Raw genomic sequence first — 11,484 nt, 5'->3', positions numbered from 1 at the left:
GATAAAGAAGGCTTTTTTACGCCTGAATCGGTGTATTTGAAATTAAAGGACTGGGATTTTGGCCAGAAGAAAGTGCCGTCTCCTTATTTGACATACATTTGCTACCGAATTTTCGAGCGTTTGGAACCATATTGTAACAGGTTGAGAGTGCCTCTGCAAGTGTTTAACATTATTTGTACGCAGACCAACGCCGTGGAATCCCAACGACCCCACGGCGTTTTGACAAATTACTATTGCGCTGATTCTGAATGGTCATATTGGTGTGTTCAGCCAGAGCTCTTGCGTATTTCATCGTAATACTTCTGCACCGTCCAGCGGCTGGCGCCGGATTCTCTCACAATTTCAGCCTTGTTCGTGACCTGCGGGTTGGTACGCATGTAGGCGGCGATAGCTTTCTTCTTACTCTTTCCGCCCGGAATATTATGGGGATTTTTACCGGACTTGATATCGGCAATTTCCTTCTTCATCTCCACGATCAGCACCTTCAGCTTTTCCTCACATTCCCCGCGGGTTTGGGCGTAGACATTGCGGGAGCGCCTTTTGCCGTCCTTCCACATGGGTGAGTAGCGCCCCTCAAACAGGTGGTCATTGAGTTCACTGACACAGCCGGTACCGGGCTTGCGCTTGCAGCCCTGATAGGGTTTGAAGTCGGTCATCCTCGGTGCTTCCGACTCTGCGGGCGTGGCCTCAGGATTGTCCTGCTTGGGTTCTGCCTTGCCGATGCCCCGGTCGATGCTGGCGGCAGCAGAGTGGCGCATATCGTCCGTAATGTGGGTATAGATGTCCAGCGTGGTGGATGCCGACACATGCCCCAGCATGGCAGAGAGGGTTTTCACATCCATACCGTTTTGCAGCGACAGGGTGGCAAATGTATAGCAGATCGCCGCCCTGTACGCCTGAAGGATTTCTCCTGTCACCACACCGCACGGAAAGTCATGAAGGTCCCAGCGGACTGCAATAGAATCAGCTCATACGGAAGGAGGCCTGAGAATGGATTGGATCACGGGAATCCAGCGGGCGCTGGACTATACCGAGGCGCATCTCGCGGGCGAGGTGGACTATGAAGCGGCGGCGAGGCAGGCTGCCTCATCGGTGTTTCACTTCCAGCGGATGTTCACGATGCTCTGCGGCTTTACGCTGGGCGACTACATTCGGATGCGGCGTCTGGCGTTGGCCGCTGAGGATCTGATGCGCACAAACGACAAGGTCATCGACATTGCGTATCGGTATGGCTACGACACGCCCGAGAGCTTTTCCCGCGCATTCACCCGCTTCCACGGCGTCACGCCCACCCAGGCGCGGCACGGCGGGAGCGTCAAATCCTTCTCCCGACTCTCCGTAAAACTGATTTTAGCGGGAGGAACAACCATGGATTACAGAATTGAAAAGAAAGACGCATGCAAGCTCATCTGCAAAAAGAAGCAGGTCACAAAGCCTCAGGGCGACACCGCCACGGCGGACATCTCCGCGTTCTGGAACGAGGTCAGCACGGACGGCACGATGGACAAAATCTGCCGGTACGGCAAGTTTGACACCTATCACGGCGTGCTGGGCGTCTGCTTTTCGGACGAGCTGGCGGACGACCGCTTCCCCTACGGCATCGGCGCGGAATATAACGGTGCGCCCTTGACCGACGCTGGGCTGGACATCGTGGAGATCCCGGCCTACACCTACGCGGTGTTCACCTGCCGCGGCAAAATGCCCGACGCCTTCAAGGACACCTATAAGCGCATCTGCACGGAGTTCTTCCCCCAGAGCAACTACGAGTACGGGCAGGGCGTGGAGCTGGAGGTCTATCCCTCGGCGGACACCCAGAACCCGGACTATACCTGCGAGATCTGGATCGCGGTCAAAGAAAAAGTGTAAGGCAGAACGAAACGAGGCCGCCGGAGCTACTTGCTCCGGCGGCTTTTTGTTTACGCTTTTCTGACGGCTTTCAGCTCAATGTACCCGCGCTCGCCGCGGGGTTCCAGCTGGATGCGGGGACTTGTGTCGTCCCAGACATAGCCGATGACCGACGGCTCATACCGCTCCATCGCCGATTGCAGCGCCTCGATGGCCTCGCAGTAGTCCTCCTCGGCGAAGGGCTCGGACTGGAACATGAGGTAAGTCGCCGCAGGCAGGTCGATGACGTCGAACCCCTCCGGCACTGGGCCATCGTAGTCGGTCTCCACCTCCACGCCCTGCACATACTCCGACTTTCCGGCGCGGTGTTTTTCCGGCAGCCACAGGCACACGGACTCGCCGCAGAGGGACTTCACGCTGGTAAGCACGCCCCACACGTCGCAGCCGACCTCCTCGCAGTAGGCGAAGTAGTCCGCCGCCTTGATGCCGCGCCGGATGAGAACCTTGTGCGCAGGCTTTTCCACGACCTGAATAAAAATGCTTTTTACGTTTTCCATCGTCTGTTTCTCCTTCCGTCTCACTTCCCGAAATTTGACGCCGTAAGCGGTGAACAGAGGGAGCGGAACGGGGCGCAGGGCGTATTCCTTGGGGTTGCAGCCGAACTCCCGGCGAAACGCCCGCTGGTAGCCGTCCACGCTCTCAAAGCCGAGGTCGTAGGCCGCGTCGATCACGCGCAGCTTTTCATCCCGCAGCCGCAGCGCGGACTTGGAGAGCCGCAGCCGCCGCAGGTAGTCGGCGGGGGCAAGTCCGGTCAGCTCCCGGAAGATGCGCGCGGCATACCACGGCGAAAAGTGCGCCGCCTCCGCGAGCTTGGCCGGCGTGATCGGCTCCGCCAGGTGAGATGCGATATAGTCCTGCATCCGCTGGACGGCCAGCGTTTTCTCGTCCATTCCGTTTCCCTCCCTTCTTACGGAGATTCTATCACAGGGGTGCGCCGGATTTCTCGACGTTTCTTGCTCTGATCCTATCACAGGATGGACGAAAACGCGATGGAAAGACGCTGTAAAACTGCGAGAATCCGTGGTATGATAACTGCAAAGCAGTTATCATACGCGCATTTGCCCGCTCTGCGGGCAAGCGCTGAAATTTAAGCCCGGCGCGGGGACGCGCCGATGGCATAGTATACCATGACCTGCGGTCATGGTATACTAAAAAAAGCAAGTTGGAGGGGTGCGCCATGGCAACAACCGTTGATTATATTGAATTTGTCTGTGAGCAGCTTGGTGTTCGAGGAGAGCGTCTGCCATCCGTTTTTGGTGCAATGCAATCTCAGCGATATCGTCTCCGACGCGACCATTGCGCTGACCTATCAGAACGAGCGGATGGAGTTCTCGCCGTTTATTTCTTTGATGGACGGCAGCTTGGAACTTGGAGACCGCGGCTTGAATCTGACGAAGTAAAGCGGATTGGACAGGGGATAGCAATATGAACCATTTGAATGCTGATTTTATCAACTTAACCCCGGAAAACCTTGCCGTCGAGCACCTTTGCTGCATCATCCGCAGCAAAAAACCCCACCCCGGCGTGGAGGCCAAGCGGCAGTGGCTGGCCCAGCGGCTGGGCGAGGGGCACGTCTTTCGCAAGCTGAATGATAAAGGCTGCGTGTTTATCGAATATGCGCCGTTGGAGACCGCGTGGGTGCCGATTGTCGGCGAAAACTTTTTGTACATCTATTGCCTGTGGGCAACCGCCCCTTACAAGGACAGCGGGAAAATCCAAATACCTGCACGCTTAGGCAGAGCGTCGTGTTTGCTTTTCCGCCCTCTCACGGTCCAAAATAAAAAGAGATTGTCCGCGCCGTTTGGCCAGACCTGAAAGACCCCCTGCAACCGTAAGGTTGCAGGGGGGTTTGTGTCAGGTTAAAAGAAAAAACGGAAAAAAGCGGAAGCCTGAGCTCCGGGCTTTGGACACGCCTTCACCAACGTGACGGGGTAGGACCGGCAAATCAGCAGCAGCGGTTTACCCGGTGAATGCAGGTTGCGGTGATCTGAGGCGGGATGCTCATGGTCATGGCGCCGCTAAAATGGATGCATACGCATTCACCGCAGGAGAAGCAGCAGGCCTCTGGCGTGTGAACCAGTACCTCCTGATCCGTGCTGTGGTCGCACACGAGCAAATGGCAGGGACAAACTTCACGAACGGTTGCGCACATGGTTGTGCATGAGGCTGTTTCCATTGTTGTTACCCCCTATCTGGATTTGTGGTACAGGACAGTTTATTCCGGAGAAGGGAAGGATGTGAAAATGGCAATCGCCATGCCTGTGAGGGGGGCCGCAGGGAAGCGAAGAAGGGGACCATGGACGTTCGTCCACGGTCCCCGGCGTTTACCGTTCTTTATACGTTGGAAGAGGAATCCGCCCCGCTGCGCCTAAACCAGTCCTTCATCACCTGCAATACCTGCACCAGCTCAGCTTCTTCTATGATATAGGGCACCATTGTATAGAGGTAGTTCAAAAACGGGCGAAGAAAGACGCCTCGCTGATAAGCAAATTCCTTGAAGCCCTCCAGCGTTTTGGCGTCCAGAACCTCAATGCAGGAGCATCCGCCCATGATGCGGATCTCCTTGATGCGCGGGTCGGAAAAATTTGCCAGCTCCCGCCGCGTGATCCGCTCGATATTCCGGACTTTTTCCAGATAGTGTTCGTTTTCAAAAAGCTCGATGGATTTCAAAGCCACACTGCACGCCAGCGCGTTTCCCATAAAGGTGGGCCCGTGCATCAGCGCATGGCCCGGGTCATCGCTGTAAAAGCCCTCAAATACCTTTTCGTTGGCAACCGTCACCGCGTGGCCGATATAGCCGCCCGTCAGGGCCTTGCCAAGTACCAGAATATCCGGAAGGACCAGATCGGCAACAAAGCGATTGCCGGTTCGGCCAAAGCCAGTGGCTACTTCGTCAAAAATCAGCAGAACGCCGCGAGCGTCGCAAAGCTGGCGGGCGCGCTCCAGAAAAGAAACGTCGTACATCCGCATTCCGCCGGCCCCTTGCAGCAGCGGCTCCACGATCATGCAGTTGAGCTGATTGCCATAGAGGGCAAACGCCTGCTCCAGCGCGGCAATTTCCGTGGGGATATGGACCACATGAGGGCTTTTGCCGTAGGCGCTCAGGACGAAATGATAATCTTCGTCGTCGCCTACCTCCATCGCCTTAAAAGTGTCGCCGTGATAGGCGTGCTCCAAAGACAGAACCATGGTGCGCCGGGTGTCGCCCCGGTTCATGTAATATTGAAGCGCCATTTTCAAGGAGACCTCTACCGCAACGCTGCCGGAGTCGGAAAAAAAGCAGTAGTCCAGATCGCCCGGCAGCCACGATTGCAGCTTTTCGCTCAGACGCTCTGCCGGTTCGTGGGTCAGCCCGCCCAGCATCACGTGGGCGAAGCTGTCCAGTTGCGTGTGGATGGCGCTGTCCAAAACGGGGTGGTGGTAGCCGTGGATCGTGCTCCACCAGGAGGATACGCCGTCAATGAGCTTGGCGTCGTCCTCTGTGTAAAGGAAAACACCTTCCGCACGACGAATTTTGATGGGCGGCTGCATGGTTTTCATTTGTTGGTAGGGATACCAGATCATGTCGATTCACCTCACGCAAACAGTGCTTCCAAAGCGTCCGGGCTGATGGAGAGCGTATGGTCGCCGTCCGCGACGGAGGCGAGTACCTGCTCTCCGCTCAGGTACTCGCACATGCGGAGATTGTCCTCTTCCATCCTGTCTCCCGCGTGGAAATGATTGAATAGGATTCCCTTGAGCGGAATGTGCTTTGCCTTCATGTAAAACGCTGTGAGGGCAACGTCGTTGATGGTCCCAAGCCCCGCATCCGCCACCATCACGCAGGGAAGGGCCAGCTCCCGGATGACGTCCTCCAGCTGCAATGTTTCCCCGTCAAAACGGAGGGGGCACAAAATCCCGCCGCTGCCTTCCACGACCACATAGTCGTATTCCTTCGACAACCGCGCAAAGGCGGCCTTCACGACTGGGAGACGCACGGGGTTTCCCTCCAGTCTGGACGCCAAGTGGGGAGACACCGCCGTCTCGTAAACATAGGGGCACATGGATTCGATGGGTTGCTTGATCCCGGACACCGCCTTTACGGCGGCGGCGTCTCCGGGGAGCAAGGTCCCGTCCTCGCATCGGACGTTCCCGCTCATGGCCGCTTTGAAATAGGCAACCTTCTTTCCGTCCTCGTGCAGCTTTTTCACGATCAAGCCGGAAACAAAGGTCTTGCCCACGTCGGTCCCCGTGCCGGTGACAAAAAGATTTTTACTCATTCCAGATTCTCACCTCATACCCCAGCCGGTCAAGCAGCTGCCGGTCCGTTTCAATGGTAATTCCCGCTGTGGTCAGCATATCGCCGGAGATGGCCGCGTTGGCCCCGGAGCGGAAGCACGCTTCGCCCTTGTCGGCGATCAGACCCCGCCCGCCCGCTAAGCGGATGGAGGCGTCCGGCAGGGCGAAACGGTAAATGGCCACAATACGCCGCTTTTCCTCGTCTGAGAGGGGGGCGTTCGCCGCAAAGGGTGTGCCGGGGATGGGATTCAAAAAATTGACGGGTACGGACTTTACGCCCAGCTCCCGCAGGGTAAGCGCCATGTCGATCCGGTCCGCCATGGTTTCCCCCAGCCCCATGATGCCGCCGCTGCAAATGGAAAGGCCGACGGAGCGGGCCGAGAGCAGCGTTTCGATCTTTTCGCGGTAGGTGTGAGTGGTGCAGACCTTTGGGAAATAGCGTTCGGAGGCTTCCAGATTGCAGTGGACGCGGCTGGCGCCGGCATCCTTGATTTTTTGAAATGCCTGCCGGTCCAACAAACCAAAGGAAACGCACACCTCAATGTCCACGGCGGCTTTGATTGCGCGGATGCTCTCGCACACCTGCGCTACCTCCGCGTCGCCGAGCTTCCTGCCGGAGGTGACGATGGAGTAGCGCAGCACGCCCCGCTCCGCGTTGTACCGGGCCTGCCGCACAAGCTCGGGGGTGCTCAGCAGCGGATATTCCTCAATTTGCGTTTGATAGTGGATGGACTGGGCGCAGTATTTGCAGTCCTCCGAGCACCGCCCGCACTTTCCGTTGATGATGGTGCAAAGATCAAATCCGTTCTCGCAAAAATGCGCCCGAATTTCATCCGCCGCCTGAGAGAGTTCCTCCAGAGGGGCATCACAAAGAAGCAAAAGCGATTCCCGGTCCGGTTGCTCGCCCTGAAGAATTCGGTTTTTCAATGCAGTTGTCTTGCTCATCGTGCTGTCGCTCCTTTCGTTACAAGGGGAATCAGGCGTTTTCCGAGAATCGCCGCAACGGCGCAGAGCGCGAGATCGCTGGGAAACGTCAGTAAAAAGCCGTGCAGGAATAAGACCCACAGCCCGATGCCCGTCCCAATATAAACTGTGTAAATGCACCAGCAATAGAGCAGACCAAAGGCATACACCATTAAAAGACCGGCGAGATTGGCCACGAATAATCGTTTTACGCTGCGGTCAGGGCTGAGAGAGGTAAGGGCCCCGGTCACGAAAGCGCCCACCGCGAAACCGATCAAATATCCAAAGGTCGGCTGCAAAATATAGGCCGGACCGCCGCCGCCGGCAAAAATCGGAAGGCCGAACAGTCCCAGCGCCAGATACGAGAGTACGCTCAGCGCGCCAAGCCTTGCGCCTAAAAGGGTACCGGCCAGCGTCGTGAACAGAAATTGCAGCGTAAACGGCACCACGGGGACGGGGATTCGAATGAAGGCCCCCACCGCAATAAGCGCTGCAAAGAGGCTGACCAGCACCAGATTTTTCGTTCGATTCATTGTAAACATTCCTTGCTATTTAAGTTTACAACTAGGCTAGCACATTCTTTTTTGATTGTCAACCATATGTAAAATTATAGTTGACAATAGAGCGGCGGAGGAAGCGCGCTTTCCCGTGGAGCAAGCAGGACGCCCCGACAGAATCTGTGTTCTGTCGGGGCGTCCTGCTTTTTCTGATTCATGAAAGGCGGAAGGTTTTCTCCGCGCTTAGAGAGAAAGGCGCTTTGGAAGCGATCAGCCGCGCTGCGCTCTTTCACAAATGAAGTCAGAGAGCGTCTGGTATAGTTGCTGCGGTTCGATGGGCTTTGCAAGATGCGCGTTCATGCCGGCGGCCTTGGATTTCTCAACGTCCTCATCAAAGGCGTTGGCGGTCATGGCAAGGATCGGAACGGATTTTGCGTCGGGCCGATCCATGGCCCGGATGGCCCGCGCGGCTGTCAAGCCGTCCATTTGGGGCATACGGATATCCATGAGGATGGCGTCAAAATAATTGTTGGCCGATGCTCCGAACAACGAAACGGCAACCTGCCCGTTTTCTGCGTGCTGGACAAGAATTCTGACGGAGTACACGCCGCCGATGTGGGAGGAGCGGTAAAGCGCGAGCTGGTTATGAAGCGCCGAAATGTCCTGTGTGTACTGTTCGATCTGCTCTTGGGTCTCCTGCGGAACAGGGACGTCTATCAGCAGACAGCCGCAATAGAGCGCTTCAAGCTGGTAGAACTGCGAGCAGATGTACTTTTTGATCTCGGCGCTATATCCGGTGTAGGTGTTCGACCCGCCGTTTTGCGCCACGTCCCCGCAGATGCGCAGCCGTTTTTCGTTATGTTCTTTAAAGATGGAGTAGAATGTATGCCCCGTCAATTCGTCCACGCTGCGGCCAACCAGTGCTGCGAGAGCCGCATTTGCATAGTGAAAGACAAAGTCCTCAATGTTGGCGGTTTGGCCTGTTATCGCCTGCATGACGCAAAACGCCACAGGACTGTTGTCGTATATGCGCCTGATCTCTTCAATCTTGAATCCCATTATAAATGTGCCCCTTCTTCGTTTTCGTGATAAAGCCTTGTCTGCGTTTTACCTGCTCGCGTGGCCTTGTATAATGCCTTGTCGGCCCTGCTGTATAGATCCGCAAAGGAGCAGTCTTTATCAGAAATACAAGCGCCGATTGTAATGGTTATTCCAATTTTTCTATCGGTCAGTTCGTGCTGTGACAGTGCGCGGCTCAGTGCTTGGGCCTTGCTGAGTAAAAGCTGTTCGCTCCGGACATCCGGCAGAAAGACGACAAACTCGTCTCCGCCCAGACGTCCCACAACTTCTCCGTTTTTGAAAAACGCCCGCAGAAGCTGAGATGTCTCTTTCAAAACCGCGTCGCCGCAAATGTGACCGTAGGTGTCGTTGATGCGTTTAAAGTTGTCCAGATCCAGCATCAAAAAGCCGGAGGGCTCCGCCGGATGAGCATGCAGATATTCGTTGACGAGTTCCTCGGCTGCCGTCCGGTTATAGACTTCGGTCAGGCTGTCCCTTCTGGAAAGCGTCAGAGCCTCGCTGCACGCCGCTTCAAGCTGCGCCAGCCGCTCCTGACAGCACGCCAGAGTCTCCTTTGTCTGCACCTCGGAAGTGATATCCGAAAAGGTCCCCAGTAAAATGTGGCGGCCGCCGATTTGGTTGACGTATCTATAATGAACGTGAATCCACCGCCGTGTGCCGTCCTGATACTCTCGCAGATAGTCGCATGCGCTTTCGCCCCTGCGGCCAATTGCCGTCTGAACGGAGGATGAGATGACCTCTTTGTACTTTGGCGACAATATTGATTCCCAGTGAAGGGAGTTGCTGGAAAAATTATCGTATCCAAAAAGGTCAAAGTACTTTTGATTGACGCGAAGCAGTTCAAATTGATTGCCGTTAAACTCAAAAAGAACCATCGGCTGCGGCACGACGGAAAACATCAGCTCGATCTGGTCGTTGCTTTTCCAAAGCTCATTGACGGAGAAGGGGGACGTTTCCCGGGGGAGCTGCTTTATGTCCGAGGCGAGCAGGGCCTCATACTCGCAAACGGGCATGGGCTTTGCGAAATAATACCCCTGCACATACTCGCAGCCCAAATCCCGCAGAAAGTCCACCTGCTTTTTGGTTTCCACGCCCTCCGCAATTGTGGGCAGGCGCAGCCACTTCGCCATACGGATTACAGACGCGATGATGTTTTCTTTCCGCCCCTTGATTGCAGAATCCTCAAAAAACCGCATATCGATTTTGAGCACATCGAATTCCACGTCCTTGAGCACGTTGAGGGAGGAGTATTCGCTGCCGAAGTCATCCATCATCACCAAAAAACCGTGTTGATGCAGGGTGGAGATGCTCTCCTGAATGACCGCGAGATGCTCCGTGTAAACGCTCTCCGTCACCTCCAAATTGAAAAGTGCGTGGGGCACATGGTGCCTGTCTGTGATTTCACACAAAATCTCCGATAGATGCGGGTTGTACAAATGCACTCTGGAAACGTTGACGGAAAGGGGGAGGGGCGGCAGACCGCTTTGGGCCAAGTGCTCCAAAAGGCAGCAGGCCTTCTCCCATACGTCGTAATCGAGCTTTGCAATGAACCCGTTCTTTTCAAAGATGGGGATGAATTTGCCGGGGGGGGATCATTCCCTTGTCGGGATGCATCCAGCGGACAAGCACCTCGGCCCCGGCAGGCAAATTGGTGTGCAGGTCGTATTTGGGCTGCACATAGATGCTAAACTGCCCATCCTGAAGCGCGTGGTTCATCTCGTTGACAATTTCCTGCTCGGCAATCAGCATTCTGCCCATTTCTTCATCATAAAACGAGATGTGATTGCTGTAATGCCCTTTTACTTGCTTGGAGGCCAGATTGGCGTTGTCCAGCATCTGGCGGGGAGAAATTGAGCGGTCGGAAACAAGGTAGATCCCGAAGGTGAGAACGATCTCAAATGCGAGCGGGTACTGCTTTGAGTCGTAAATGGACTGCTGAATCAGCGCCTGCAAAAGGGACAGATCCTCGTAAGCGCAGCAAAAAGCAAATTCGTCCGCTTCAATTCGTCCGTAGGTGATGTGGGTGAAATTTTGCATGATCGAGCGCGTCAGGTGCTCCGCAATGTATTTTAACAGCCGGTCTCCCTCCGCGTTGCCGAAGAAGGTGTTGATCAGCGCAAAACGGTCTACATCGAATCTTACAAACGCAAAATGAAGCGAGGGGTTGGCATTTAACATCAGCCGCGTTTCCTCAAAAAACTTGGTGCGATTGTGCAGCCCGGTAAGGGCGTCGTGCTCCGACATATGCTTCATTTTTTGCAAAGCGACGCTTTCACTGCGGGCAATGGCGCTTTGCAGACGATATTTTAGAATTTGTGGGTCATATGGCTTTGGAACAAAGTCCCACGCCCCCAAATTGAACGTCTGCTGCTCGCTTTCCCGGGCGCTGTTCCCCGTGGTGACAATGACGGGAATCCCGTAGACCGGGGTGTTTTTGAGCGCACGCAAAAAGGCGTATCCATCCATAACGGGCATGATTAAATCCAGCAGGACTGCGGAGACCTTTTGCGGGGAAGTGCGCAAAAGGTCAAGGGCCTGCGCTCCGTTTTCGGCCTGCAAAACAAGGTACTCGTCCTGTAAGATCCGAAAAAGGATTTTTCGATTTACTTCGTTGTCATCCACGATCAGTACGGTATGAAGGGAGTCGTTCATGACATCACCACCTGCTGCGTTTTTTGATAGGGGAGACGCGTTTTTCTGCATAGCAAGACCCGGCATATTTCCGAAACGCATTGTACAGAAGCGTTTGGCTTTCGGCGGG

12 protein-coding genes and 1 pseudogene are annotated in these 11,484 nt (G+C 55.3%); 3 read left to right on the top strand and 10 right to left on the bottom strand.

The annotated features are described in order from the left end of the window. Window positions 1-266: 266 nt before the first annotated feature. Complete coding sequence (locus PHI30_RS04815; protein ID WP_300024592.1) at window positions 267-920, bottom strand: hypothetical protein; 654 nt, start codon at window positions 918-920, stop codon at window positions 267-269. A gap of 70 nt (window positions 921-990) precedes the next feature. Here PHI30_RS04815 and PHI30_RS04810 point away from each other — a divergent pair, with 70 nt between their 5' ends. After that, complete coding sequence (locus PHI30_RS04810; protein ID WP_300024590.1) at window positions 991-1,866, top strand: AraC family transcriptional regulator; 876 nt, start codon at window positions 991-993, stop codon at window positions 1,864-1,866. Window positions 1,867-1,916: 50 nt separating this feature from the next. Here PHI30_RS04810 and PHI30_RS04805 read toward each other — a convergent pair whose 3' ends face one another. Continuing rightward, window positions 1,917-2,795 (bottom strand): AraC family transcriptional regulator, encoded by an 879-nt coding sequence (locus PHI30_RS04805; protein ID WP_300024588.1) that lies wholly within the window; start codon window positions 2,793-2,795, stop codon window positions 1,917-1,919. A 321-nt stretch (window positions 2,796-3,116) separates the two neighbouring features. On the opposite strand from PHI30_RS04805, the gene PHI30_RS04800 reads away from it, so the two are divergent. Continuing rightward, window positions 3,117-3,305 carry a hypothetical protein gene (locus PHI30_RS04800; RefSeq protein WP_300024585.1) on the top strand — a complete coding sequence of 63 codons (189 nt, stop codon included), beginning with the start codon at window positions 3,117-3,119 and terminating at the stop codon, window positions 3,303-3,305. Between the two features lie 34 nt (window positions 3,306-3,339). Further along, window positions 3,340-3,591: pseudogene (locus PHI30_RS04795) on the top strand (GNAT family N-acetyltransferase); the annotation flags it as partial. Between the two features lie 259 nt (window positions 3,592-3,850). On the opposite strand, the gene PHI30_RS04790 reads toward PHI30_RS04795, so the two are convergent. The 8 genes from PHI30_RS04790 to PHI30_RS04755 form a co-directional block, all read right to left on the bottom strand. Continuing rightward, a complete protein-coding gene (locus tag PHI30_RS04790; RefSeq protein WP_300024582.1) occupies window positions 3,851-4,081 on the bottom strand; it encodes a hypothetical protein in 231 nt (76 codons plus the stop codon). A 158-nt stretch (window positions 4,082-4,239) separates the two neighbouring features. Continuing rightward, window positions 4,240-5,469, bottom strand: a complete 1,230-nt coding sequence (gene bioA / locus PHI30_RS04785) for an adenosylmethionine--8-amino-7-oxononanoate transaminase (protein WP_300024580.1) — start codon at window positions 5,467-5,469, stop codon at window positions 4,240-4,242. An 11-nt stretch (window positions 5,470-5,480) separates the two neighbouring features. Next, complete coding sequence (bioD, locus tag PHI30_RS04780; RefSeq protein ID WP_300024579.1) at window positions 5,481-6,164, bottom strand: dethiobiotin synthase; 684 nt, start codon at window positions 6,162-6,164, stop codon at window positions 5,481-5,483. Continuing rightward, window positions 6,157-7,128: a biotin synthase BioB gene (bioB, locus tag PHI30_RS04775; protein ID WP_300024576.1), complete on the bottom strand. Its 972-nt coding sequence runs from the start codon at window positions 7,126-7,128 to the stop codon at window positions 6,157-6,159. The genes bioD and bioB overlap by 8 nt, the downstream gene beginning before the upstream one ends. Next, entirely contained in the window at window positions 7,125-7,679 is a 555-nt protein-coding gene (locus PHI30_RS04770; protein WP_367186333.1) for a biotin transporter BioY, read from the bottom strand. Before PHI30_RS04770 ends, bioB begins: the two co-directional genes overlap by 4 nt. 234 nt (window positions 7,680-7,913) lie before the next feature. Then, entirely contained in the window at window positions 7,914-8,702 is a 789-nt protein-coding gene (locus PHI30_RS10075; RefSeq protein ID WP_367186332.1) for a response regulator, read from the bottom strand. Then, a complete protein-coding gene (locus tag PHI30_RS04760; protein ID WP_300024601.1) occupies window positions 8,702-10,270 on the bottom strand; it encodes an EAL domain-containing protein in 1,569 nt (522 codons plus the stop codon). Before PHI30_RS04760 ends, PHI30_RS10075 begins: the two co-directional genes overlap by 1 nt. 13 nt (window positions 10,271-10,283) lie before the next feature. Then, window positions 10,284-11,375 (bottom strand): response regulator, encoded by a 1,092-nt coding sequence (locus PHI30_RS04755; RefSeq protein WP_300024571.1) that lies wholly within the window; start codon window positions 11,373-11,375, stop codon window positions 10,284-10,286. Window positions 11,376-11,484: the final 109 nt, after the last annotated feature.

The organism is Oscillibacter sp., assembly GCF_028693505.1.
In the GTDB taxonomy this organism is placed as follows: Bacteria; Bacillota; Clostridia; order Oscillospirales; family Oscillospiraceae; genus Oscillibacter.
Note: the sequence above shows the minus strand (reverse complement) of the source record. Positions and strands in the feature narration are given on the sequence as shown.